We start from the raw sequence: 25,272 nt of genomic DNA on the forward strand, positions 1-25,272 counted from the left end.
CTCTACGCCCCCGCGTGCATCTTTCGAATCACAGATCGAGGGCGAGGTCGAGGCTGAACAGCTTCTGGTGCACTTCTATGGCGTAACGGTCGGTCATGCCGGCGATATAGTCGCACACGGCGCGCGCCCGCTGTGTCTTGTCCGGGGTCATGGCCGGTTCGCCCCATTCCGGCGGCATGACTTCAGGCTCGGCCATGAAGAGTTCGAACAGTTGCGACAGCACGCGCCGCGCCTGGCTGCGTGTGCGGTTGACGCGGTAGTGGCGATACATCCGCTCGAACAGGAACTTCCTCAGCACCGCCAGATCGACGTGCATGGCGTGCGAGAAATCCACCATCGTGCGCCTGGCCATCCGCACGTCCTCGGTCGTGACGATCCGGTCTTCCTCCAGCCGCCGCGCCGTCTCGGCCAGAACGTCCTCGACCATGACGCCGATCATGCGCCGCACGGCCTCGATCCGCAGCATCCGGTCGTCGATCGTGGGCCAGTCGCGGCGCACCTCGGCCAACATCGGCCCGATAAGCGGCACCTGATCGAGATCGCGCAGGGTGATCAAACCCGCCTGCACCCCGTCGTCCACGTCGTGATTATTATAGGCGATGTCGTCGGCGATGGCCGCACACTGGGCCTCCAGCGAGGCGAACGTCCCCAGCCGCAGGTCCCACCCCGCCTCGCCGCCGGCTGCATAAGGGCGTACGACCGACCAAGCCGGCTCGTCCAGGCGGTGCGACACCGGGCCGTTGTGCTTGATGACGCCCTCGACGGTCTCCCAGCTCAGGTTCAGCCCGTCGAACTGCGGATAGCGGTTCTCCAGCTCGGTCACGACGCGGAAGCTCTGAACGTTGTGATCGAACCCGCCATAGTCGCGCATCTGCACCACCAGCTCGTCCTCGCCGGCGTGGGCGAAGGGCGGATGGCCCAGGTCATGGGCCAGGGCGATGGTTTCGGCCAGGTCGTCGTCCAGTCTCAGCGCATGGGCCAGCGACCGCGCAATCTGCGCCACCTCCAGCGAATGGGTCAGGCGGGTGCGGTAGTGATCGCCCTCATGCGCCACGAAGACCTGGGTCTTCTCCTTAAGCCGCCGGAACGCCGTCGCATGGATGATGCGGTCACGGTCCCGCGCAAAGGCGGTGCGCGTGCGGCTGGCGGGCTCGAAAACGCGGCGGCCCTGCGTCAGGTCGGCGCGTTCGGCGTAGGAAGCGAGGTCTGTGTGGCTCAAGTCATCAACTTTGAGGCTGCTTTGATGCGGGGGGCCTTTGCGAACGGCCGTGCCCGCCTCATATAGACAGCCGTGAGCACCGTCCAATCCACAGAACCGTCCACACCCGCCTTCACCGTCGCCACGCGCGCGCCGGAAGGCATCGTCCTGGCCGCCAGCGCCGCCAAGCGCCTGGCCAAGCTGGGCGCGGCCGAGGGCAAGACCCTGATGCTGCGCGTCGCGGTGGACGGCGGCGGCTGCTCGGGCTTTCAATATCGGTTCGAGCTGGTCGAGACGGCCGAGGACGACGATCTGCGCATCCAGGCCGACGGCCAGACCGCCTTGATCGACCCCGTCTCGGTTCCCTTCCTTAAGAATTCCGAGATCGCCTATGTCGATGAACTGGCCGGCGCCCAGTTCGTGGTCAGGAACCCGAACGCCGCCTCCAGCTGCGGCTGCGGCGTCAGCTTCTCGATCTGACGACGGCCCAGCCGGTCGCCAGGATGGGCGAGGCCAGCAAGGCCGCAAACACCCAGTCCCAAACCCCATCCTGCAACAGCGCGCCCACCAGCCCGATCAGGCTGAGCGCGAACAGGACGATGGGCGCGCGGAAGATGGCCCACAGGCCAAGATCCCTCGGGTTGTGACGACGACGGCTCACGCCTTCCGTCTCCCCTTGCCCAGCCACAGATAAAGACCGGACCCCAGGATCACGATGGTGGCGATGTCCAAGAGCGCCCACAGGATCTTCAGCGCCAGCCCGCCGTAGTCTCCGAAATGCAGCGGCTGCGACAGCGACAGGGTCTTCACATACCAGGGCGCCGGCGCCACCGCCGCCAGTTCCCCCGTCCGCGCGTCGATCAAGGCCGGCGTCGTCATATGCGTCGTCAGCGGCGTGTCGCCGTGGAAGAAGACGGCATAGTGGTGGTCGGTCGAATAGTCGGTTCCCGGAAACGCCACGAACTGCAGCTTCATGCCCGGCAGCGCTGCCTTGGCCCGCTCCACCGCTGCATCCAGCGAGGCCCGACCCTGCGCAGGGGCCGGCGCATCATAGGCGACCGTCAACTCCTTCAGCGCCGTCTCTTTCCAATAAGCCAGGATGGGCGTCGCCAGAGTGTTGACCACCCCCGTCAGCCCCACCACCAGCACCCAGGCCGCCGTCACCACGCCCAGCAGATTGTGATAGTCCAGCCACCGCGTCCGCGCCGCCTTCTTGACCCGCACCGTCCCGAACGGCAGCCGACGCATGAAGGGCGCATACAGCACCACGCCCGACACCACGGCCACGACCAGCAACAGCCCCATCGCGCCCAGAAACAGCATTCCCGGCAGACCCAGGAACATGTCGGTGTGCAGCTGAAGCAGGAACTCCATCACCGGATGACCGGCGACCAGCGGCGCGCCCTCGCCGCTGGTCTGGTCGATGGGCTCGAAACTGTATTTGCCGGCCGGGGCGTCGGGGGCGCGGCTGGTGACGTTCACCACCGGCCGGTCCTCGTCGAAGCTCATGAAGGCCGGAACCTCGCCCGGATGTTTGGCCAGACCGGCGGCCAGCACCTCGTCCAGCGTCAGCAGTCGGCCGTCCGGGCTCTTCGGCCCCCACGGCTCATGCAGCAGCGCCTCGTTCAGCTCGTGGCTGAACACCAGCGGCAGCCCCGTGACGCACAGCATCAGCAGGAACAGGGTCGAGATCAGGCTCGACCACTTGTGCGTCCAGGTCCAGGCGCGGATCGTCCGGGCGTGCATCGGCCGGCGCGGATCAGAACTCGGTGGAGACCGACAGACGCAAGGTCCGCGGCGCGCCCAGCGTCAGATAGTTCGATCCCGGATAGCCGCCGACCGCGATCCACTGATCCTCATCCGCGACATTCTCCACCCGCGCCCGCAGCGTCACCGGCTTGTCGCCTGCTACGAAGGCGTAGCGCACGCCGGCGTCGAACCGGGTCCAACTTTCCAGCTCGACCGTATTGGCGCCGTTCGCGGGCTGCGATCCGGTGTGGACCACCCGACCTTCCAGCGTCAGACCGTCGATGGCGCGCACGTCCCACTCGACGTTCAGATTGGCCTGGAAGTCCGGCACGCCGATGGCGGATTTGCCGTTCAGCGACGCATCCAGCGCGCGCGTGATCTCCGCATCGAGCCAGGTCGCGCCGCCCAGGACGCGCAAGCCCTGAACGGGCTCGCCAAACACTGACAGCTCGACGCCCCGGTTCTCCTGCTCGCCGCCGGCGGAATAGATGGCTCCATCAAAGAACTCACTGGGCAGGGTCGTGCGGAAGACACTCAGCGCGCCGCCGAACGATCCGCCGTCATACTTGACCCCGACCTCGGCTTGCTCGGCGCGGAACGGCTCAAGCACCTCGCCCGCGTTCGAGACCGGCGCCCCATTGATCGCCGCCGGCGCCGTCTTTCCGGGGATCAGAGCCTCGGAATAGTTGGCGTACAGCGACACGGAATCGATCGGGCGATAGACCACGGCGAAGACCGGCGTCACGGCGTCGCTGGCGTAGCCGCCGTTTCGAACGCCCGAGCCGTAGACATAAGACCGCGTGTCGATCTCCTGATACCGTGCGCCCACCGTGGCGATCAGGCGGTCGTCCAGGAAGGACAGCATGTCGGCGACGGCGAAACTGGTCGTCTTGACGCGGCCGACCACGCCAGGATCGGTCAGCGACCCGGCCGCCAAGGCCGTCGGCGCCGGGGCGGTTACAGAGGTCGGGTCATACAGATTGCTGGCGAAGCCGGCGAAGTCCGAGAAGGCGTAGGCGTTCTTCTCGCGCGACTGCACCTGAGACGCCGAGGCCACCAGCCGGTGGTTTACGGGGCCGGTCGTCACGTCCGCCCGCACGCCGACGTCCGCCGAAAAGACCTGATCGCGCCGGCCGTTGTCGAAACGGTAGGCGCTCAGCGACCCGTCCGCATCGGCGCGCGGATTGGCCAGGCTGTTGCGTTCCTTGCCGTCGCGCGCGCCGACGGCGGCCCAGACGGAGACGGCGTCGCTCACATCGAACTCGGCGCGCACCGCGCCGAACACCTGCTCCTCGTCCGTATAGGTCCAGGGCTGGGCGAAGTTCCTGTCGGCGGCCGGCGGGGTCGGAATGGCGCCGTTCGGCGTCACCTGCGGCCGCGGATCGTCCAGCCGGTTCGACTGCCAACCCAGGTCCGCCGAGAAGCGGGCGCGGTCGCCACGGCGATCCAGCCCCAGGCCGACCACGCGCATTTCGCGATCCTCATTCTCGACCGCGCTTTCGCCGTCGCGGCTGGCCACGTTCAGACGCAGCCCCCAGGCGTCGTCCTGTCCGAACCGACGCGATACGTCGGCGGCGGCATAGATCTGATCCCGCCCTTCCCAGCCCGCCGTCAGCCGTGTCAGCGGCGCCGCGCCCGCACGCTTGGGCACCAGATTGACCGCCCCGCCCACGCCGCTGCCGCCGGGCGCCGCGCCGTTCAGAAAGGCGGTCGCGCCGCGAAACACCTCGACCCGTTCCAGCAGCTCCGCCGCCACGAACTGGCGCGGCAGCACGCCGTACAGACCGTTATAGGTCATGTCGTCCGAATAGACCGGGAAGCCCCGGATGACGTACAGCTCCTGAAAGTTGCCGAACCCCTTGGAAATCCGCACCGACGGGTCGTTTTGCAGCACTTCGGAGACGCTGCGCGCCTGCTGATTGCGGATCAGCTCCTCGGTATAGCTGCTGGTGGAGAACGGCGTGTCCATCACGCCCAGATTGCCCAACAGGCCGACCCGTCCGCCGCGCGCCACCTGACCGCCCGCCGCCGGGGCCGGCAACCTCACCTGCGACCCCGTCACGACGATCTCGCCCAGCTCAGCCGGGGTCGACACCTGCTGAGCCAAGGCGGGCGAGGCGAGCGTCAGGACCAAGGCGCTGGCGGTTAACAAAACAGAGGCACGGCGACGGCAGAGCATTTTGATACGCATTCTCAAAATCAAGTTGCGCGTCCCTAGCCTGATCAGTGGGCACAATGCAATCCGCCGCGCCCGCGACATATTGCATTTGAGCCGTTTCTCGTCTGACCTCTCCACGAAGGAGACTGCAATGCTGACGCTGACCCACGCCCTTCTCGCCGCCAGCCTGCTCGCCGGCCGGGTCTCGACCGACATCGCCCTGCCCGCCCAGCCTGCGCCCCTGCATGGCACCCTGCTGACGCCGGAGGCGCCCACGGCCGTCGCCGTCATCCTGCCCGGCTCCGGCCCGACGGATCGGGATGGCAACAGCCCGCTGGGCGTCGCCGCCTCCACCTATCGCCTGCTGGCCGAGGGTCTGGCGGCGCAAGGCATCGCTACCGTCCGCATCGACAAGCGCGGTATCGCCGCCAGCGCTGCGGCGGGTCCGGCCGAGGCCGATCTGCGCTTCGACGACTACGCCGCCGACGCCCGCGCCTGGGCCGCCGAGGCCGCCTCGCGCGCCGGAAAGCCCTGCGCCTGGCTGATCGGCCACAGCGAAGGCGCTTTGGTCGCTCTGAAGGCGGTCGAGGGCGGAGGCGGTAAGGTCTGCGGCCTGATCCTGCTGTCCGGCGCCGGCCGCCCGGCGGGCGTGGTGATCCGCGAACAGCTGGAAGCCGGCCTGCCCGAACCGCTGAAGACCCAGGCCTTCGCCGGCCTGACCGAGCTTGAGGCCGGCCGCACCGTCGCCGATACGCCGCCCGCGCTGGCGGCCCTGTTCCGCCCGTCGGTCCAGCCCTATCTGATCTCGTGGCTGCCGCTGGACCCCGCCGCCCTGCTCGCCGCCTACGACGGCCCGGTCTTCATCGGCCAGGGTGCGACCGACCTCCAGATCGGCGTCGCGGACGCCCAGACCCTGGCCGCCGCCGACCCCAGGGCGACGCTGAAACTCTGGGACGGCGTCAACCACGTCCTCAAGACCGCCCCCGCCGACCGCGCCGCCAACCTGGCCACCTACGCCGACCCGGCCTTACCGCTCGCGCCGGGCGTGGCGGAGGATGTGGGGGCGTTCATTCGGGTGAACGAGCGTTGAGCAAGGCTAGTGAAACTAACGTCTGCGGCGGCAGATACAGATGTAGACAGTCCGCGTTAGCCGTATTGAGTGTGGTCTTCAGCCAATCTGGAGTAATTCTTCCATTTATGGATTGGCGCGATGATGCTGGACCAGGAACAGTAATGCAGCACCAGTCTGGTGCAACTGAAGCGCAGCAAAGTGCTGCGGTACGTTTCTTGGTGTCACGCCCGCACCGTGGCCTGACATTTTGTTCCGCACAGTCGGGACTGCTCCTTCAAGGAGACTTCGCAGGGCTGTAAATTCGGCTTGGAGCGCAGGTTCGATGAACCCCGCCCCATAAGCGGCGTCGAGGAGTTTCTTAGCTGGGTCCGAAGATTTGACGGGCCATCCGCGCTCGACAGCTACAACTTTCAATACGCTCTCGAAGGCTTTCGCGCATTCGATGATACAGGTCTCGTATTGACCGTCTCGATACTCAGCGTGGGCCTTCAGGTACTCACCCTCAGCAGAGGCGAAATCAGGATCAGCAAGCAAGTGCAAGCTAGGAACGACGACTTCGGCATGCATAACGGTAGAATCGAAACGTATCATCTGACCAGATTGGTACTGATAACCAACGCAGGCTTCCATGAGCCGCGCGTTAGCACGGCCAATGGCGAAATCAACATCCGTTTTACCGAATTTGTTGCCGGCGTTTCTCACGTGGCCGTCCAAAACCGTCATCATGAGTTCGATACAATCGACTACGCGTTCGACATCCGGCGTTGAATCCAACCAACTCGACAACTCCCTCTGAGCGTTGATTGTGCTCGAAGAGTTTAGAGAGAAAACGCCCAACTCTTCGCGCATTAAGCGTACTATAAAATCATACACTTCATTTGCCGCGGCGTTGTACCCGATCTGGTAGTCTCCAATCACGCTCGAAAAAACTTGGAGCATTTGGACCCGAACGCTTTTCGGTATGTGATCGTAGACATACACGTCGTCCACGTTTTTCCGAGCCTGCCTCGCGCGGCGTGAGTACAAATTCGGCAGCGCCATTCGCGATTCCCTCCGTTCGCAAGCCCCTAGATACGGCTTATTGTTTTATCTGCAAGCAGGACCACCGAGACTAAAGAATCCGACAATGGATTTGCTGAAGATTTGGCGGCAAGCGCTTTTAACGTCTGATTTGAAATAAGCAGGCCGCTGATGCCAAAATTCCCCAATTCTTGACTGAATAGCCACCACGATTAAGACCATACATGCACGCGGGCCGAATAAAACCGCGATGGTTCATCAGTTTGGCCTTCTTAATCAGCTGTTCGCCTACCCCTCCCCCGCCGTCCCCCGCGCCTGATCCGCCAGCGCAAAGAACCGCTCCCTGACCTCCGCCGCGAACGGATTGTCGCGTTCGATGGCGCGGAAGACGGCGGGGCTGTCGTGGCGGACCATGTCGACGGCCTGCATCAAGCGGTCGAAGCTGGCGGTGGTCATGCGCGTCGGCAGGGGCTCCATCGCCATCAGGACGCGGGCGATCAGGTGGGTCAGGCCCTGGACCGTGGCGGCCTCGCGGTCGTGATCTTCGGGACTGACCTGAAACACCTTCAGCCTCAGCGCCCGGCGGCAGAAGGCGGCGACGCGGTGGGCGTCTTTTGCACCCCGCACCTCGCACACGGCGATGCGCAGGCCCGCGATGCCGTCCTTGCCGCTCTGTGGGCCGAACAGCGGGTGGGTTCCCACGATTCGCACGCCGGGCGGCAGCAGGGCGTCCATCGCCTGCGCCGGCTTCACCTTCACCGAGCCCACGTCGATCACGAGGGCCTCGGGCGACAGATGCGGGCGGATGGCGATCAGCGTCGCCTCCAGCGCCTCGACCGGCACGGCCAGCACTACCGTCGAACAGGCGGCGGCGGTCGCCAGGTCGGTCAGGGTCGCGACGCCCTCGCCGCCCCCGACTCCAGGCATCGCCGCCGGATCATGGGCCAGGATGTCGAACCACGGCGAAAGATGCCGCGCCGTCAGCCGCCCGAAGGCGCCGAAGCCGATCAGGCCGAGCTTGTCCCTCTCCGACGTCACCCTCGGGCCTGTCCCGAGGGCCTACGTTGGATGCCCCACGAGCCGCACCGCAGACACGACGGCGCGTCCACGTCGCTTGTCTCACGCGCGGAACGGTAGGCCCTCGGGACAAGCCCGAGGGTGACGGATTTTAGGAGAAACCTCACAGCGTCTCCATGAATCGCACCGGTCGCCCGTGCGCCGATCCGATCAGTTCGCCGTCCTTCATCACCACCCGGCCGCGCACGATGGTCGCCATCGGCCAGCCGGTCGCCTCGACGCCGTCGAACGGGGTCCAGCCGCAGCGCGTCGCCTGCTGGTCGTGCGTGATCGTCCGCTTGGCCTTCAGATCGACGATGGTCAGGTCGGCGTCATAGCTGACGGCCATCCTCCCCTTGTTGGCCGTGCCGAACACCCGCTGCGCCCCCGCCGAGGTCAGGTCGATGAACCGCTCCAGCGACAGCCGCCCATTCGCCACGTGCGTCAGCATCAGCGGAACCAGAGTCTGCACCCCCGGCATGCCGGACGGCGAGGCAGGATAGGGTTTGGCCTTTTCTTCCTTCGTATGCGGCGCGTGGTCGGACCCCAGCACGTCGGCGACGCCCTGCTGCATCCCCCACAGCCACAGGGCGTCCACATGCTCCTGCGACCGGATCGGCGGGTTCATCTGGGCATAGCTGCCCAGCCGCTCATAGGCTTCGGGCGCGACCAGGGTCAGATGCTGGGGCGTGATCTCGACGGTGGCGACATCCTTGTGGAAGCGCAGATATTCCATCTCGTCCCGGGTCGTGACGTGCAGCACATGGATGCGCGCGCCCGTCTCCTTGGCCAGACCGACCAGGCGCCGTGTCGAGCGGATGGCGCTCTCGGCGTCGCGCACCTCGGGGTGACTGGTCCAGTCGCCGGTGCGGGCCAGACCGCGACGCTCGACCAGTCGGTATTCGTCCTCTGAGTGGAAGGTGGCGCGGCGGCGCACATTGGACAGGACCTTCCTCACCCCCTCGTCGTCGGCGATCAGCAGGTCGCCGGTCGAGGCGCCCATGAAGACCTTGACCCCGCAACACCCCGGCAGCCGCTCAAGTTCGCCCAGATAGTCCGCGTTCTCGTGCGTGCCGCCGACGTAGAAGGCGTGGTCGGTCCACATCCGGTCCTTCGCCCGCGACAGCTTGTCGGCCATGGTGTCCGGGTCGGTGGTGTTGGGATTGGTGTTCGGCATCTCGAACACGGCAACGACCCCGCCCAGGGCCGCCGCGTGGCTGCCGGTCTCAAGGTCTTCCTTCCACTCCAGCCCCGGCTCGCGGAAATGGACCTGGGTGTCGATCACGCCGGGCAGGACGGTCAGGCCCGTCGCATCGAAGACCTCGCCCGCCGAGGCCTGGCTCAGGTCGCCGATGAAGGCGATCTTGCCGTCGATCACCCCGACATCCGCCATGCCCCGCCCCGCATGGTTCGCCACCTCGCCGCCACGGACGATCAGGTCATAGGTCTGGGTCATGGGGCGGCGTCCTTTCTTTCACTCCGTCATCCTCGGGCTTGACCCGAGGATCGGACTGTCCGCATCGCGACAGGCGACGCATTGACGCCATGCTTCTACCGGAACCACCGCCCAGCGGAACCCTCGATCCTCGGGTCAAGCCCGAGGATGACGGAAGACATGATCAACGTTTCAACATCCGCTGCGCCGCCTTCAGCACCCGCTCCCACGGCAGGTCCATCATATGCTGGATCGCCTGGTTCAGGCGCGGATCCAGCTTTTTGAATTCGTCATAGGTGCGCGGCCCGCGCACGGCCTCGCCCTTCCAGGGTCCGCGCACGGTCTCGTCCGACGGTCCAAACACGGCCACCACCGGCGCGCCCGAGGCCACGGCCAGCTGGGTCCAGATCGAGTCCGCCCCGATATACAGCACCGACGCCGACAGGGCCGCCACCGTCTGCAGGCGCGTCAGCCTGCCCTGAAGCTCGATCACCCGCGCGCGCGGCACGGCGTAGCGGATCGTGTGCGCCGCCTCGCGGTCGATCTCTTCGCCCACGATCATCAGCCGCCCGCCCGCCAGCGGCCCGTCGTCGGCCAGCAGCTTGGCCGCGACCTTGGCGTAGCGTTCGGCGGGCCAGCGCTTGCCCATCCATTCCACGCCCGGCCCGACCGCCAGGATCGGCCCATCCCCGCCCGTCGCCGGAATCAGCGCCTCGACCTGAGCCCGCGTCTCGTCCGAGACGTAGAGTTTCGGTGCCGGGATCTCATCGGGCTCCAGCTTCAGCACCGCCGCCGCCGCCTCGACCGCATGCAGGCCCGGCTGATCCTTGCCCCGCACCGCGCGCTTGTGCCGCCTCAGCTTGCCCGACAGGTCCGAGCCGCGCATGTCCACGACCAGCCCCCATTTGGTCGCCCGCACCTGGTTCCACAGGGCGATCCATTCGAAATGGCCTTCGCGCTCCAGCACGATCAACTTCGTCAGGCGCGGCGTATCGGCGAACAGCGGCGCGCTGGCGGCCGATCCGACGATGGTGAAGGTCGCGTGCGGCAGGCTCTCGACCAGATGCGCCAGCACGCCTGAAGACAGCACGGCGTCCTCGGCGTCCGCCTCGGCGATGTACAGGATGGGAAACCGCCCGATCATCCGTCGACGGATACAGGGATTCTATCTGCGGTTCAGCGCCAAACGCGTGTTTCCACAGAAAGGCCCCATGCGCTACAGCGACGCGCATGAGCCAGACGCCCGACGCCGCCCCGGATCCAGAAGCCGCCGCCGCCCTTGAACGCTTCAAGGCCCAGCGCGTCACGGCCATCTACCGGCTGGACCTGATCGCCAAGGGCGCGACGATTTCCTACGAAGACGGCACGCCCATCGACATGGCCTCCGAAAAGACCCGGCTGGAGGCCGTCGTCGCCGACATGGATCGCCGCATCGCCCGGCTGGAGCGTTCAGCCGGGTGAGCCTGCCCCTCCTCCCCGGCCGCACCTGCGGCGGTTGCGTCGAATGCTGCCGGGTCATTCCGCTGAAGCTGCCGGAACTGGCCAAGCCGACCGGCGAATTGTGCGCCTATTGCGTCGACGGCGCCGGCTGTTCGGTCCACGAGATTCGGCCGAACACCTGCCGCATCTGGTTCTGCCTGTGGCGTGTGGTCGAGCTGTCCGACGACTGGCGACCGGATCGCAGCGGCGTCATCGTCCGCCCCGACGGCGTCGAGGATGGGGTCATCACCCTGTATGTCCTTCGCCGCTCCGACTTCCTGGCCTCGCCCGAGTTTTTCGTGACCGTCGCCGGCTGGGTCGCGGAAGGGATCGAGGTCGCGCTCAGCATTCCCGGTCCGGTTGGAACCTATCCCGCCCGCGCCGTCGTCACCGACTGGCTGCGCCCGGCGATCGAGGATGGCGACACCGACGCCTTCACGACCCGCGTCCTGATGTCCCTCGACACCCTGGCCGAACACGACTTCCAGCCGGACGGCATCGTCGCGCGATATGCGGTGACGCCTTCCGGCTCCCAGCCGATCTAACTGCCGCTCCCCAGCTGGCCTAGACCAAGGCTCTCAGGCCGCCTTGTCCCAGTCCAGGACCACCTTGCCCGACTGGCCTGACTTCATGGCTTCGAAGCCTTCGCGGTAGTCGGCGTAACCCAGGCGGTGGGTGATCAGCGGGCTGAGGTCCAGGCCGGCTTTCAGCAGGCCCAGCATCTTGCGCCAGGTGGTGAACATTTCGCGGCCGTAGACGCCCTTGATGGTCAAGGCCTTCAGGATGATCGCGCCCCAGTCCGTCTCCATCGGCTTGCCGGGAATGCCCAGCAGCGCCATGCCGCCGCCCATGATCAGGGTGTCGACGCACTGTTTGAAGGCGATGGGCGAGCCCGACATTTCCAGCGCCACATCGAAGCCGACCTTCAGGCCCAGCTCCTTCATGACATCGTGGATGTCTTCCTTGGTCGTATTCACGGTGCGAACGCCCGGCGCGACCTTCTGCGCCAGCTCCAGCCGGAAGTCGTTGATGTCGGTCAGGACTACGGTGCGCGCGCCCGCATGGCGCGCAACCGCAGCCGCCATCATGCCGATCGGCCCGGCGCCGGTGACCAGCACATCCTCGCCCAGCAGGTCGAACTGCTGGGCCGTATGCACCGCATTGCCGAACGGATCGAGGATCGAGCCGATCTCATAGGGGACGTCGTCCGGCAGTTCGATGACATTGAAGGCCGGGGCAACGACGAACTCGGCGAAGGCGCCCTGACGGTTCACGCCGATGCCGCGCGTCTTGGGGTCCAGGTGGAAATGGCCGGCGCGGGCGGCTTCCGAGTTCAGGTCGATCACGTGACCCTCGGCCGAGACGCGCTGGCCGATCTTCAGCGGGCGATCCACATCCTTGCCGATGGCGACGATCTCGCCGGCGAACTCGTGGCCAGTGATCATCGGGGTCGGCACGTTTTTCTGGGACCATTCGTCCCAGTTCCAGATGTGGATGTCGGTGCCGCAGACGGCCGTGCGATGCACCCGGATCAGCACGTCTTCCGGTCCCGCCTCGGGGATCGGCGCGTCGATCAGTTCCAGGCCGACGCCGGGCGCGGTCTTGGCCAGGGCCTTCATCGTGTCGGTCATAGTCTCAACTCCCTGAAATCGTGGCTCCGGGTTCATCCCGAAGTTTGCGACAGAGGCCCCAAGCCTCCTCGCCGCTTGGCTTTCGTCGATGGCGGGCGAAAAGGGCTAAATGACGCCCAGTTCCCGGCCCGCCTGGGTGAACACTTCGACCGTGCGGTCGATCTGGTCGAAGGTATGGGCCGCCGACATCTGTGTGCGGATGCGGGCCTGGCCACGCGGCACGACAGGGAACGAAAACCCGATCACATAGACGCCCAGCTCCAACGCCCGCGCCGCGAAATCCTGCGCCAGTTTGGCGTCGCCCAGCATGACCGGGATGATCGGATGTTCGCCGTCCAGCAGGATGAAGCCTGCGTCCGACATGGCCCCGCGATAGCGATGGGCGTTGGCCGACAGGCGGGTGCGCAACGCATCGCCCTCGGCGCCTTGTGCGATTCGGATCGCCTCCAGGCTGGATCCGCACACAGCCGGCGCCAGGGCGTTGGAGAACAGATAGGGCCGCGCCCGCTGTTTCAGCAGTTCGACCACCGACTTCTTCGCGCAGATGAAACCGCCCATGGCGCCGCCCAGAGCCTTGCCGAAGGTGCCAGTGACGAAATCCACCTCGACACCTTGATGGGCGAACGAGCCCTTGCCTTGCGGGCCAAGGAAGCCCGTCGCGTGACAATCGTCCACCATGATCAGGGCGTCGTATTTGTCGGCCAGCGCCCGGATCTCGTCCAGCTTGGCGATATAGCCGTCCATCGAGAAGGCGCCGTCGGTGGCGATGATGATGTCGCGGGCGCCGGCCGCGCGGGCCTCCTTCAGACGGCTCTCCAGCTCGTCCATGTCGGAGTTGGCGAAGCGATAGCGTTTGGCCTTGCACAGCCGCACCCCGTCGATGATCGAGGCGTGGTTCAGGCTGTCGGAGACGATGGCGTCGTTCTCGCCCAGCAGCGGCTCGAACAGACCGCCGTTGGCGTCGAAGGCGGCGGCGAACAGGATGGCGTCCTCGAAACCGAGATAGGCGGCGATGGCCGCTTCTAGTTCCTTGTGGATTTCCAAAGTGCCGCAGATGAACCGGACCGAGGCCGTGCCCGCGCCCCACTCCGCTTGCGCCGCCATCCCGGCCTGGGTCACACGCTCGTCGCCGGCCAGGCCAAGATAGTTGTTGGCGCAGAAGTTCAGCACGTCGCGGCCGGCGACCTGGATCACCGGCCCCTGGCGCGAGGCGATGATGCGTTCGGGCTTGGTCAGGCCCTGGGCGTCGATCTCGGACAGTTCGCCGGCGACGCGGTCGTAGAAGCTCTGGGTCATGAGCCGCGACCTACGCCGATTTTCGATCGGTTTCCACCCGCCTCAGGTCGCCGGGGCCGGGTTGGCCTCGGCCCGGATCGGACTGACACGAATGCGGCCGCCGCAGGGACTGAACGAGAACGGCAGGCTGACGGCGGCCGCATCGCTGGGGGCGGTGACCTTTATCGTGGCCGCGTCGGGACACGTCTTTTGCATGGCTTCGTTGGGCACGACGCTCCAGGCCATTTCGAAATAGGCCTTGGCCCGGGGCGCTAGCTGGACCGGCGTTGGAGCCTGGCCTTGGCGGAAATAGCTTCCGGGACTCTGTTCCGCGCGAATGGACGACAGGGTGCGCCCGCGCGTGTCCTGCAAGGTCACTGTCGGATAGCCGGTCAGGCTGCAGGCCTGGGTTCCGATATTCTGAAGACTGAAGTTGCTGACCCGATTTCCCGCGCCTGCATCGCCGTCACCTGCCGCCAGCGTCAGTTGCGGCCCCTTGCAGGGCAGCGCAGCCGGCAAGACCCCGCCGGTCGCCTCGGCCGGCGTCTGACTGGGCGTCGGCAGCGGTCCGGGCGTCATTTCAGCGCCGGGGATCGGCCGCGAGCAGCGCTCCAGCACCGCGACACCGTTCGTGCCGTCCGGACCCAGTCGGCTCAGCGTGCCGCTCTCTTGCCCATCGCGCGTCGCCGTCCACCATTCCACCCCGCCGCCGACATAGCGCGCGCCGCTGGCGGCCTGCACTGAAAGCAAGGCGTAGGTCTGGTTCTGATGGGTCAGCTTGGCGTTGTCGCTGTCGACATACTGGACCTGAAGCGTCGCGCCGCTTTCGCAGGCGTAGCCGACCGAGGGCGCATTGGATGCAGGGGCAGCCGCTGGCTCGACCGGCGCGGCGGGCTGTTCGGGCTCGGTGCGAGAGCAGGCTGCAGCGCCGGTCAGGGCGGCGATGGCGACGAATGCGGTCAGGCGGTGCGACATCATGTCATGTCCTCTGGTTTCGCCTTCAACGGCCCAACCTGACCAAAGGCTCCGCTTAGTGCCCTGCTTTTGGCGTCTCCATCAGCTCGATCAGCACGCCGCCCATGTCACGCGGATGCAGGAAGACGACCGGCGTCCCATGCGCCCCGATGCGCGGCTCGCCTGTGCCCAGGATCGTCATCCCCTTGGCGCGCATCTCGGCGACGGCGGCCTGGATGTCGGCGACCTCGAAACAGACGTGGTGCTGGCCGCCCTTGGGATTCTTGGCCAGGAAGCCGACGATGGGGCTGGTCTCGTCATAGGGTTCGATCAGCTCGATTTGGGCCGTCGGCGTATCGACGAAACAGACCTTCACCCCCTGCGCCGGCAGGTCGAACGGCTCGCCGATCTTCGTCGCGCCCAGGATATCGCGATACAGTTTGATCGAGTCGGCGATGGACGGCGTGGCGACGCCGACGTGGTTCAGGGCGCCGATCATGACTTGTCCTTGTCGGGGGTCGGCTGGGCGTAACCCAGACGCTGGTTCAGCTTCTCGATCAGGTCGACCGCCGTATCGGCGATGGCCGAACCGGGCGGATAGACGGCGGCTGCGCCCATATCGAGAAGAGGCTGAACGTCGGACGGCGGGATCACCCCGCCGACCACGATCATGATGTCGGGCCGGCCCAGTTTCTCCAACTCGGCTTTCAACTCGGGCACCAGCGTCAGATGCCCGGCCGCGAGCGATGATGCGCCGACCGCGTGAACGCCCTTCTCGACCGCTTCCTGGGCCGCCTCGGACGGGGTCTGGAACAGGCTGCCGGCCGTGACGTCGAAGCCCAGATCGCCGTATCCGGTCGCGACGACCTTTTGGCCCCGGTCGTGTCCGTCCTGTCCCAGTTTGGCGATCAGGATGCGCGGCGGTCCGCCGTCGTTCTCGACGAAGGTCGCCACCATCTCGCGGGCGCGAGCAAAGCGGGCGTCGGTCCCCGCCTCCTTGGCGTATACGCCCGAAACGGTCTGGACCGTGGCCACGTGGCGGCCGAAGGCGGCCTCCAGCGCGTCGGAGATTTCACCCACCGTCGCCTTGGCGCGGGCGGCCTGAACCGCCAGTTCCAGCAGGTTGGCATTCCCGCGCGCGCCCTCGGTCAGGGCGTTCAGCGCCGCATCGGTCGCCGCCTGGTCCCGCTCGGCGCGCAGGCGCTTCAGCTTATCGATCTGGGCGGCCAGCACCGCCGCATTGTCGACCTTCAGCATCGGAATGTCGTCGATGACGGGGTTCAGATATTTGTTCACCCCCACCACCGTCTGCTGGCCGGTGTCGATCCGGGCCTGTGTCTTGGCGGCGGATTCCTCGATCCGCAGCTTGGGAATGCCCGCCTCGATGGCCTTGGCCATGCCGCCCAGGGCCTCGACCTCGGTCATGTGGGCGCGGGCGCGTTCGGCCAGTTCGTGCGTCAGCCGCTCGACATAGAAACTGCCGCCCCAGGGGTCGATGACCCGCGTCAGCCCCGTCTCCTGCTGCAGCAGGATCTGGGTGTTGCGCGCGATCCGGGCCGAAAAATCGGTTGGAAGCGCAAGGGCCTCGTCCAAAGCGTTGGTGTGCAGGCTCTGCGTCTGGCCGCCCGCCGCCGCCATGGCCTCGACCATGGTGCGCGGCACATTGTTGAACACGTCCTGCGCCGCCAGCGACCAGCCCGATGTCTGGCAGTGAGCGCGTAGGCTCAGCGACTTGGGATCGACCCCGCCTTCCTTGCGCACCGCCTCGGCCCACAGCAGGCGGCCCGCCCGCATCTTGGCCACCTCCATGAAATAGTTCATGCCGATGGCCCAGAAGAAGCTCAGGCGCGGCGCGAACCGGTCGATCGGCATCCCCGCCGCGACGCCCGCGCGCAGATACTCGATCCCGTCCGCCAGCGTATAGGCCAGCTCGATATCCGCCGAGGCCCCCGCCTCCTGCATGTGATAGCCGCTGATCGAGATCGAGTTGAACTTCGGCGTCTCCTGCGCCGTCCAGGCGAAGATGTCGGCGATGATCCGCATCGAGGGCTCAGGCGGATAGATGTAGGTGTTGCGGACCATGAACTCCTTCAGAATGTCGTTCTGAATGGTCCCGGTCAGCTTGGCGTGCGGCACGCCCTGTTCTTCCGCCGCGACGACATAGAGGGCCAGGATCGGCAGCACCGCCCCGTTCATCGTCATCGACACCGACATCTGGTCCAGTGGAATGCCGTCGAACAGGGTCCGCATGTCATAGATGCTGTCGATGGCCACGCCCGCCATGCCGACGTCGCCCTTCACTCGCGGGTGGTCGCTGTCATAGCCCCGGTGCGTCGCCAGATCGAAGGCGATGCTCAGCCCCTTCTGACCGGCCGCCAGGTTGCGGCGATAAAAGGCGTTGGACTCCTCGGCGGTCGAGAAGCCGGCGTATTGCCGGATGGTCCAGGGATTGCCCGCATACATGGTCGGATAGGGCCCGCGCACAAACGGCGCGAACCCCGGCAGGCCGTGCGGGTGATACAGCGCGTCCGTGCTGTCGGGACCATAGGCGGTCTCGACCGTCAGCCCCTCAGGCGTCAGCCAAGGATCGCGCGTCGGCCCCCGCCCCGTCGCATCGAGGTTCAGGGCGATCTTGCTGAAGTCTGGAAAGCTCACTGAGCCGCCTCCTCGAAGGCCGCGGCGAACCGGATCGGAGCCAAGGGTTCGCACACCCGTTCGACCGCCACGGCCGCCTCATCGCCCGCCTCGACCGGCGCCGGCCGCACGTCCGCGTCCACATATTTGGTCACGCCGATGATCTGCGCCGCGCCGTTCGTCAGCGCGGCCTCGCGGATCTCGCGGGCGCGGGCGATGCGGGGCTGGATGATCGAGCCCGTCAGGGCCTCGACCAAACCACCCTCGGCCTCGATCATCTGGAACTCGGCCCAGCCGGCCTCGGCCAAGTCCCGCGTCCGGGCGTCCAGATACCAGGAGCCGGCGGCCGGATCGTCGACCCGACCCAGATTGGCCTCCTCCATCAGGACCAGCTGGGTGTTCCGCGCCTGACGCCTGGCAAAGGCGTCAGCCCGTCCCGAGGCGCGGGTGAAGCCATCCAGCACCACCACGTCCGCTCCGCCGACCGCACCGGCGAAGCCGGCCGCCGTCAGCCGCAGCAGATTGGGCCAGGGATCGCGCGCCGACAGCATCCGCCGCGACGAACGCGCTTCGATAACGGCCGGAACATCCACGTCGAACGCCTTCGCCAGGCTGGCCCAGATCAGCCGCATGGCCCGAACCTTGGCCAGGCTGTCGAAATATTCCGCATCGACCGACAGGCCAACGACGGTGCCGCGCAAAGCCGCCTCGACCGACATCCCGGCCTCGACCGCCGCCTTCGCATGGGCCACGACGCTGGACGCCGCAAAGGCCAGCTCCTGCGCCGCCGATCCGCCCGCCTCGTGCGCCACGCGCCCGCTGGCCAGGAAGAAGGTTGCGTCGGGATAGGCGCCCGCATGACGCGCCGCCGTATTGGCCGCCAGGCTCAGATGTTCTTCCACCGAACGCGGCGCGCCCCCCGCCTCGGCGAAGGCCGAGACCGGGTCCATATGAAATTGCAGCTGGGCGCGCGGCGAGCCCTTGGCGACGACCGCCAGCGCATTGGCCGCATCCGGCCCGTCGATCCCGGCGTCCAGCGCGACGGGCGCCAGTTCCAGCGCCACGCCTTCCAGCGCCCGGCTGAGCGGGGCGGAATCCGCCAGCACCCGCCCCTTCAGCACCACCGACGCCGCGCCGTTCTCCAGATCGGTCAGGACGGCGGCGTTGACCGCCTCGGCATCGTCGCCCTCCACCAGCGTCCGCAGATCCCAGGCCCGGCCTTCGGAGTCGGACGGACGCGGGGCGAAGATCGGCTGCACGCCCGTCGCGCCTGCGTACAGCGGCCGTATCACCAGTTGATCGGCGTCGAGATGCATCAGCGACTCGATCGGCCGATCCTTCAGCGCCTTCTGGGCCGCCTCGCGCCATTCCAGCGGCGTAGGCGCGGGAAAGCCCGTCATCAACCGAACTCCACCAGCACGTCGTCCGCCGCCACCGGATCGCCGTCCTTGGCGCCGACGGCCTTCACCACCCCGTCGCGCTCGGCCTTCAGGATGTTCTGCATCTTCATGGCCTCGATGATGGCCACCGTCTCGCCGGTCTTGACCTCCTGGCCCACGACCACCGGGATCGAGACCACCAGCCCCGGCATCGGCGACAGCACCATCTTGGAGGTGTCCGCCGCGACCTTTTCCGGCAGGCGCGCATACAGTTCGGCGACGTGGGGCCGCAGCACCCGCACCCGCGCCTTGGCCGCGCGGTGGCGGATGTCGAAGCCGTCGGCGATGCGCTTGACCTCAGCGGTGAAGGCCTCGCCGTCCAGCTCGGCCTTGAACTGGGCCAGGCCCGGTCGCCAGTCGATGTCCGACAGGCGGATGTCGCCGCCGCCCGTCAGGGTCAGGATCATCTCCTCGTCCTCGTCATAGGACAGGCCGACGCCATGCGGGGTCTTGTCGATCATCACGATCCAGTCGGTGCGCTCCGACGGGTCGCCGTCCTGCTCGGCGATCACCTCGTGCATCGCCAGGGCCGAGGCGATCAGGACGCGCTCCTGGTCCTGCGTCGGGCGCAGGCCGTTAAAGCCGTCCGGAAACTCATCCTTGATATAGCTGGTCGACAGATTGCCCGACTTGAACCGGTCCTGGTCCATCACCGCCGCCAGGAAGGGCACATTGTGGCCCAGGCCCGACAGGTGGGTGTCCTCCAGCGCGCGGGCCATGCCCTCGACCGCCGCCTCACGCGTCTCGCCCCAGGCGCACAGTTTTGCGATCATGGGATCGTAGAACATGCTGATCTCGTCGCCCTCGCGGACGCCCGAATCGTTTCTGACCGTATAGTCCCCCTGATCGCCTTCTTCGGGTTGCTCGTAGCGAACCAGCCGCCCGATGGACGGCAGGAAGCCGCGATACGGATCCTCGGCGTAGATGCGGCTCTCGATGGCCCAGCCGTCGATCTTCAGGTCCTTCTGCTCGAAGGCCAGCGTCTCGCCCCAGGCCGAACGGATCATCTGTTCGACCAGATCGACGCCCGTAATCAACTCCGTCACCGGATGCTCGACCTGCAGCCGGGTGTTCATCTCCAGAAAGTAGAAGCTCTTGTCCTGACCGGCGACGAACTCGACCGTGCCGGCCGAGTCATAGTTCACCGCCTGGGCCAGGGCCACGGCCTGCGCCCCCATGGCCGCTCGGGTGGCCTCGTCCAGCAAGGGGCTGGGCGCCTCCTCGATGACCTTCTGGTTGCGGCGCTGGATCGAACATTCCCGCTCGAACAGATGGACCACATGTCCGTGCTTGTCGCCCAGCACCTGAATCTCGATGTGGCGCGGATCGATGATGAACTTCTCCAGGAAGACCCGGTCGTCGCCGAACGCGTTCAGCGCCTCGGCCTTCACCGCCGCGAACCCCTCGGCCATGTCGGCGTCCGAATGGGCCACGCGAATGCCCTTGCCGCCGCCGCCGGCTGAGGCCTTGATCATGATCGGATAGCCGATCTCGTTGGCGATCCTGACCGCCTCGTCCGGCGTCTCGATCAGGCCCATATGGCCCGGCACGGTCGAAACCCCCGCCTCGGCCGCCAGCTTCTTGGAACTGATCTTGTCGCCCATGGCCTCGATGGCCTCGGGGTTTGGGCCGATGAAGGCGATCCCCTCGTCCCGCAGCCGCCGCGCGAACCCGGCGTTCTCGCTCAGGAAGCCAAAGCCCGGATGCACGGCCTGCGCGCCCGTCTGGCGCACCGCCTCGACGATCTTGTCCGCCAGCAGATACGACTGCGCCGCCGGCGCCGGCCCGATCAGCACCGCCTCGTCGGCCATCTCGACCGCCAGCGACCCGGCGTCGGCCTCCGAATAGACCTGCACGGTCTTGATGCCCATCTTGCGGCAGGTCTTGATGATCCGAACCGCGATCTCGCCCCGGTTGGCGATGAGAATTTTGGAGAACATTTTTGATTTCACCTCTCAGCCAAGCAGGCCTTCACGCTCTAGAACTTGTCTGATCTCTTCAAACTTGGCCTGGATGTTCCCCTTCGGAAACCGAATCTGCCCAAGCCCTTGAACGTTCGAGAACTCCTCACACCCTTCTTCAAGAACAATGATCGCTCGCGAGAACCCCAATCGCCCTTGGAACAGCCCAGCTTCATGAATCACATTCTGGCGGGCATGCATGGCACCGTCTGCCTGCTCATCCTCAGCAGTAAGCACTATGAAAGCGATCGCGGCCGAATCGAGCATTTCCGATAGCCGCGCAATGTTTGTGAACCCTGCAACGGGAACTCTGTTGAACTCGTCGTATGGAAGACGAAGCCTCTCCCCCAAGAAATCTTTCAAGTCACGCCAGACCGAAGACCGGCCATGCCCAATGAATACATTGGTGCCCACCAAAGATGCCTTCTGGTTCGTTTTTCTTAACCTAACTAAATGAGATCCGGCCTGCTTCATCAAGACCGACAATTCTTCTGCCTGCTTCAAGGGCTGAGCTAAGCTTGCAACTCTCGCCATGACAACTTGGTGTGGCGCTATTTTGATGCCTTCAGATACAGCCGCGCTGTCTCGTGTCAAAATTTGACGGTCGGACACCATCATTCTTTGAAATTCTATAGCAGACCTTGCCCTTATGCGCCCGATTTTCTCCTGAATGCTGGTTAGATAGGTGTCAGCACCGTTAGACATCTCGACCGACAAAATTGACAGTGCATCACTCTTTGCGGATTGAACATCCTTAGCCAGCTGAGATAATGCATCTTCTATTTCCGACAGATTAGGGTTGCCTGCGCGCATTTCGATTGCCGAGACGACCTCAGGTCCCGAATACTCCATCCAATCGCCACGCATCGTATTGCTGAAAGTATCGTTCAGCCCCCACTCGGCATCAAATCGAGCGCCGGATGGCGGCACTACAAGACCCTCATAGTAGACACGAGAATGATAGCCGAGCGACGAACCGCTCCAAGAACGCTGCACTAGCTCCGCTTCGTCACCTAGCCGCGCTAGTGGGCCATCACTGGTAACAAGCGCGTCAAAACGTTCGCGACTTTTATCTAGCTTAGAAGCCGCAGCCAGAAGCTGATCACCTTGTGAATCACTCATAGCGGAATATTGTCGTGCTTCTTCCAGGGATTGTCCTGGACCTTGTTCTTCAGCGTCCGCAGCGCCTTCACCAGCCGCCGCCGTGTGCCGTGCGGCATGATGACGTCGTCGATATAGCCCAGGCCGGCCGCCACGAAGGGGTTGGCGAACCGGTCCTTGTACTCGGCCTCCCGCGCGGCCAGGGCCTCGGGATCGCCGGCCTCCTTGCGGAAGATGATCTCGACCGCGCCCTTGGCGCCCATGACCGCGATCTCCGCGGTGGGCCAGGCGTAGTTGACGTCGCCGCGCAGATGTTTGGAGCTCATCACGTCATAGGCGCCGCCATAGGCCTTGCGCGTGATCAGGGTCAGTTTCGGCACCGTCGCCTCGGCATAGGCGAACAGCAGCTTGGCCCCGTGTTTGATCAGGGCCCCATATTCCTGCTTGGTCCCCGGCATGAAGCCCGGCACGTCCACCAGCGTCACCAGCGGAATGTCGAAGGCGTCGCAGAAGCGCACGAACCGCGCGGCCTTGCGGCTTGAATCGATGTCCAGCACGCCCGCCAGCACCTGGGGCTGATTGGCGACGATCCCGACCGTCTGGCCGTCCAGCCGCCCGAAGCCGCAGATGATGTTCTTGGCGAAGTCGGCCCCGATCTCGAAGAAGTCGGCCTCGTCGACCACCTTCAGGATCAGCTCCTTCATGTCATAGGGCTGGTTCGGATTGGCCGGGATCAGGGTGTCCAGGCTCGGCTCGTCCCGCTCGGGCTCGTCATAGCTTTCGCGCACCGGCGGCTTTTCGCGGTTCGACAAGGGCAGGAAGCCGATCAGGCGGCGCACCTCCGACAAGGCTTCCAGGTCGTTCTCGAACGCCCCGTCCGCCACGCCCGACTTGCCGGCGTGGACGCGGGCGCCGCCCAGATCCTCGTGGCTGACCACCTCGTTGGTGACCGTCTTCACCACATCGGGGCCGGTCACGTACATGTAGGAGGTGTCCTTCACCATGAAGATGAAGTCGGTGATGGCCGGCGAATAGACGTCGCCGCCCGCGCAGGGCCCCATGATCACGCTGATCTGAGGGATGACCCCGCTGGCCAGGGTGTTCTGCAGGAAGATGTCGGCGTAGCCGGCCAGGCTCTCGACCCCCTCCTGGATCCGCGCCCCGCCTGCGTCGAACAGGCCGATGATCGGCGCGCCGGTGGTCAGGGCCATCTTCTGCAGCTTGACGATCTTGGCCGCATGGGCGCCCGAAAGGCTGCCGCCGAAGACGGTGAAGTCCTTGGAGAAGACATAGACCAGCCGTCCGCCGATGGTGCCGCGACCCGTCACCACCCCGTCGCCGGGGATGCGCTGGTCCTGCATGCCGAAGTCGTGGCTGCGGTGCTCGACGAACATGTCGGTCTCCTCGAAGGAGCCCTCGTCCAGCAGCACGTCGATGCGTTCGCGCGCCGTCAGCTTGCCCTTGGCGTGCTGGGCGGCGATACGCTTTTCCCCACCGCCCAGTTTGGCGGCGGCGCGGCGGCGCGCCAGTTCTTCAAGGATGGCTTGGCTCATGATGGATCTTCGCCTCTTGTTCGTTGAGAGAGGGGTGGCGCCTTCATCGCAAATAGGCAAACGCAACTTTGCAAAAAGTGTGGAACTGCGCGGGCTTGCAAAGGATGGCGATATGATCTGCAAAGTTGCGAATGGCTGAGAAGCTTTTCCTGGGCGCCAAACTGCGCAAGCTGCGCGAGGCGCGCGGCTGGACGCTGGAGGCCTGCGCCGAGCGGCTCGGCCTGTCGCCGTCCTATCTGTCGCAGATCGAGACCAACCAGCGCCCGGCGACCGCGCGCGTCCTGATCGCCCTGACGCGCGCTTTCCATGTGGACGCCAGCCTGTTCGACCTGGAGGGCGACGCCCGCCTGATCGCCGACTTGCGCGAGGCCACCACCGATATCGCAGGTCAGGCCGAGCCGCCCACGGCCGCAGAGCTGAAACAGGCCGTCGCCAACACCCCGCGTCTGGCCCGTCAGTTCCTAGCCCTGCACCAGACCTTCCGCCGCCTGGACGAACGGGTGAAGGCGCTGGACGACACCCTGGGCCGGGACGAACACGGCGCCAGCGTGGCCCTTTTGCCCTACGAAGAGGTGCGCGACTTCTTCCACTATCGTGACAACTACATCGACGCGCTGGACACCGCGGCCGAGGCGCTGGCGGCGACCCTGGTTCAGGACGGCCAGATTGAGCGGGCGCTGGAGGCCGCGCTGAGCCAGGCACACGGCGTCCGCGTCGCCTATGTCGCCGGTCAGGAGGCGCTGCGTCGCTACGATCCCGCCAGCCGCGTCCTGACGCTGGACGCCTGGCAGCCCGGCGCGACGCGGTCATTCCAGTTGGCGCACCAGCTGGCCCTGCTGTCCTTCCGCGACCTGATCGAGACTGAGTTGGACCAGGCCGCCTTCCGCACGGACGCCGCACGCGACGTGGCCCGGGTCGGTCTGGCCAACTATGCGGCGGGCGCGTTGCTCTTGCCCTATCGCGCCTTCCTGGAAGCCGCGCGCGAGGAGAAGCACGACATCGACCGTCTGCGTACCCGGTTCCAGGTCAGCTTCGAACAGGTCTGCCACCGGCTTTCGACCCTGCAACGGCCCGGCTGGCGCGGCGTGCCCTTCTATTTCGCTCGCGTGGACATGGCCGGCAACATCACCAAGCGCCACAGCGCCACCCGCTTCCAGTTCGCTCGCTTCGGCGGCGCCTGCCCGCTGTGGAACGTCCACGAAGCCTTCGCGGCGCCCGACCGGATCGGGGTGCAGCTGGCCGAGATGCCCGACGGATCGCGCTACATCTCCATCGCCCGCAGCGTGTCCAAGCCCAGCGGCTCCTACCTGGCCAACGACCGGCGCTACGCCCTGTCCTTGGGATGCGAGGTCGAACATGCAGGCGCCCTGGTCTATGCCGCCGGCCTCGATCTGAACGGCCCCGCCGCCCGGATCGGCGTCAGCTGCCGCATCTGCGAGCGCACCGACTGCACCCAGCGCGCCTTCCCACCCCTGGACCGGACCCTGCACGTCCCCGAGAACGAGCGTGGCGTGGTGCCCTATGTGCTGGATGGCCCGCGCCCGGACCGCTATTGAT

Annotated in this window: 22 protein-coding genes and 1 pseudogene; 6 read left to right on the top strand and 17 right to left on the bottom strand. The window is 66.1% G+C overall.

The genetic code is table 11. From position 1 onward, the window contains the following. Positions 1–28: 28 nt before the first annotated feature. Positions 29–1,219, bottom strand: a complete 1,191-nt coding sequence (locus JX001_RS13870; RefSeq protein ID WP_205681446.1) for a deoxyguanosinetriphosphate triphosphohydrolase — start codon at positions 1,217–1,219, stop codon at positions 29–31. A gap of 141 nt (positions 1,220–1,360) precedes the next feature. Here JX001_RS13870 and erpA point away from each other — a divergent pair, with 141 nt between their 5' ends. Beyond that, the gene (erpA, locus tag JX001_RS13875; protein ID WP_039245694.1) at positions 1,361–1,678 is read left to right on the top strand and encodes an iron-sulfur cluster insertion protein ErpA; all 318 of its coding nucleotides are present in this window, start codon (positions 1,361–1,363) and stop codon (positions 1,676–1,678) included. Here erpA and JX001_RS13880 read toward each other — a convergent pair. The 3 genes and pseudogenes from JX001_RS13880 to JX001_RS13890 form a co-directional block, all read right to left on the bottom strand. Further along, on the bottom strand, positions 1,662–1,859 hold the full coding sequence (locus JX001_RS13880) for a hypothetical protein (protein ID WP_205681447.1): 198 nt from the start codon (positions 1,857–1,859) through the stop codon (positions 1,662–1,664). The genes erpA and JX001_RS13880 overlap by 17 nt on opposite strands. Continuing rightward, positions 1,856–3,048, bottom strand: a pseudogene (locus tag JX001_RS13885) (PepSY-associated TM helix domain-containing protein). The gene JX001_RS13880 and the pseudogene JX001_RS13885 overlap by 4 nt, the downstream one beginning before the upstream one ends. After that, positions 2,958–5,138, bottom strand: coding sequence for a TonB-dependent receptor (locus JX001_RS13890; RefSeq protein WP_434082619.1), 2,181 nt, complete (start codon positions 5,136–5,138; stop codon positions 2,958–2,960). Before JX001_RS13890 ends, JX001_RS13885 begins: the two are co-directional and overlap by 91 nt. Positions 5,139–5,256: 118 nt before the next feature. Between JX001_RS13890 and JX001_RS13895 the strand changes: the two genes are divergently transcribed. Further along, entirely contained in the window at positions 5,257–6,195 is a 939-nt protein-coding gene (locus tag JX001_RS13895) for an alpha/beta hydrolase (protein ID WP_205681449.1), read from the top strand. Between the two features lie 105 nt (positions 6,196–6,300). On the opposite strand, the gene JX001_RS13900 is transcribed toward JX001_RS13895, so the two are convergent. From JX001_RS13900 to JX001_RS13915, 4 genes are all read right to left on the bottom strand, one after another. Then, positions 6,301–7,218: an abortive infection family protein gene (locus JX001_RS13900; RefSeq protein WP_135195063.1), complete on the bottom strand. Its 918-nt coding sequence runs from the start codon at positions 7,216–7,218 to the stop codon at positions 6,301–6,303. A gap of 267 nt (positions 7,219–7,485) precedes the next feature. Then, positions 7,486–8,235, bottom strand: a complete 750-nt coding sequence (locus JX001_RS13905; RefSeq protein ID WP_205681450.1) for a prephenate dehydrogenase/arogenate dehydrogenase family protein — start codon at positions 8,233–8,235, stop codon at positions 7,486–7,488. 142 nt (positions 8,236–8,377) lie between these two features. Then, entirely contained in the window at positions 8,378–9,709 is a 1,332-nt protein-coding gene (locus JX001_RS13910) for a dihydroorotase (RefSeq protein ID WP_205681451.1), read from the bottom strand. A gap of 163 nt (positions 9,710–9,872) precedes the next feature. Then, positions 9,873–10,832 (bottom strand): glycosyltransferase family 9 protein, encoded by a 960-nt coding sequence (locus tag JX001_RS13915; RefSeq protein ID WP_205681452.1) that lies wholly within the window; start codon positions 10,830–10,832, stop codon positions 9,873–9,875. An 86-nt stretch (positions 10,833–10,918) separates the two neighbouring features. Between JX001_RS13915 and JX001_RS13920 the strand changes: the two genes are divergently transcribed. Together JX001_RS13920 and JX001_RS13925 are read left to right on the top strand one after the other, a co-directional pair. Next, positions 10,919–11,149 (top strand): hypothetical protein, encoded by a 231-nt coding sequence (locus JX001_RS13920; RefSeq protein ID WP_205681453.1) that lies wholly within the window; start codon positions 10,919–10,921, stop codon positions 11,147–11,149. Beyond that, positions 11,146–11,712 (top strand): hypothetical protein, encoded by a 567-nt coding sequence (locus JX001_RS13925; RefSeq protein ID WP_205681454.1) that lies wholly within the window; start codon positions 11,146–11,148, stop codon positions 11,710–11,712. Before JX001_RS13920 ends, JX001_RS13925 begins: the two co-directional genes overlap by 4 nt. Before the next feature lie 33 nt (positions 11,713–11,745). On the opposite strand, the gene tdh is transcribed toward JX001_RS13925, so the two are convergent. The 9 genes from tdh to JX001_RS13970 all read right to left on the bottom strand — a co-directional run bounded on the left by tdh (position 11,746) and on the right by JX001_RS13970 (position 23,715). Next, positions 11,746–12,798, bottom strand: coding sequence for an L-threonine 3-dehydrogenase (gene tdh, locus JX001_RS13930; RefSeq protein ID WP_055807997.1), 1,053 nt, complete (start codon positions 12,796–12,798; stop codon positions 11,746–11,748). Positions 12,799–12,903: 105 nt separating this feature from the next. Continuing rightward, positions 12,904–14,094 (bottom strand): glycine C-acetyltransferase, encoded by a 1,191-nt coding sequence (locus JX001_RS13935; RefSeq protein WP_205681455.1) that lies wholly within the window; start codon positions 14,092–14,094, stop codon positions 12,904–12,906. A gap of 42 nt (positions 14,095–14,136) precedes the next feature. Further along, positions 14,137–15,051: a DUF4232 domain-containing protein gene (locus tag JX001_RS13940; protein WP_205681456.1), complete on the bottom strand. Its 915-nt coding sequence runs from the start codon at positions 15,049–15,051 to the stop codon at positions 14,137–14,139. Between the two features lie 52 nt (positions 15,052–15,103). Next, on the bottom strand, positions 15,104–15,526 hold the full coding sequence (gene mce, locus JX001_RS13945; RefSeq protein WP_205681457.1) for a methylmalonyl-CoA epimerase: 423 nt from the start codon (positions 15,524–15,526) through the stop codon (positions 15,104–15,106). Beyond that, positions 15,523–17,682 carry a methylmalonyl-CoA mutase gene (gene scpA / locus JX001_RS13950; protein ID WP_205681458.1) on the bottom strand — a complete coding sequence of 720 codons (2,160 nt, stop codon included), beginning with the start codon at positions 17,680–17,682 and terminating at the stop codon, positions 15,523–15,525. Before scpA ends, mce begins: the two co-directional genes overlap by 4 nt. Then, on the bottom strand, positions 17,679–19,061 hold the full coding sequence (locus JX001_RS13955; protein ID WP_205681459.1) for a methylmalonyl-CoA mutase family protein: 1,383 nt from the start codon (positions 19,059–19,061) through the stop codon (positions 17,679–17,681). The genes scpA and JX001_RS13955 overlap by 4 nt, the downstream gene beginning before the upstream one ends. Further along, a complete protein-coding gene (locus JX001_RS13960; protein WP_205681460.1) occupies positions 19,061–21,040 on the bottom strand; it encodes an acetyl-CoA carboxylase biotin carboxylase subunit in 1,980 nt (659 codons plus the stop codon). The genes JX001_RS13955 and JX001_RS13960 overlap by 1 nt, the downstream gene beginning before the upstream one ends. 15 nt (positions 21,041–21,055) lie before the next feature. Continuing rightward, complete coding sequence (locus tag JX001_RS13965; protein ID WP_205681461.1) at positions 21,056–22,183, bottom strand: TIR domain-containing protein; 1,128 nt, start codon at positions 22,181–22,183, stop codon at positions 21,056–21,058. Next, positions 22,180–23,715, bottom strand: a complete 1,536-nt coding sequence (locus JX001_RS13970; RefSeq protein ID WP_205681462.1) for an acyl-CoA carboxylase subunit beta — start codon at positions 23,713–23,715, stop codon at positions 22,180–22,182. Before JX001_RS13970 ends, JX001_RS13965 begins: the two co-directional genes overlap by 4 nt. Here JX001_RS13970 and JX001_RS13975 point away from each other — a divergent pair. Together JX001_RS13975 and JX001_RS13980 are read left to right on the top strand one after the other, a co-directional pair. Beyond that, the gene (locus JX001_RS13975; RefSeq protein WP_205681463.1) at positions 23,714–23,854 is read left to right on the top strand and encodes a hypothetical protein; all 141 of its coding nucleotides are present in this window, start codon (positions 23,714–23,716) and stop codon (positions 23,852–23,854) included. The genes JX001_RS13970 and JX001_RS13975 overlap by 2 nt on opposite strands. Next, on the top strand, positions 23,847–25,271 hold the full coding sequence (locus JX001_RS13980) for a helix-turn-helix domain-containing protein (RefSeq protein ID WP_205681464.1): 1,425 nt from the start codon (positions 23,847–23,849) through the stop codon (positions 25,269–25,271). Before JX001_RS13975 ends, JX001_RS13980 begins: the two co-directional genes overlap by 8 nt. Position 25,272 lies beyond the last annotated feature (1 nt).

This window comes from Brevundimonas fontaquae (assembly GCF_017086445.1).
GTDB classification, from domain to species: Bacteria; Pseudomonadota; Alphaproteobacteria; order Caulobacterales; family Caulobacteraceae; genus Brevundimonas; species Brevundimonas fontaquae.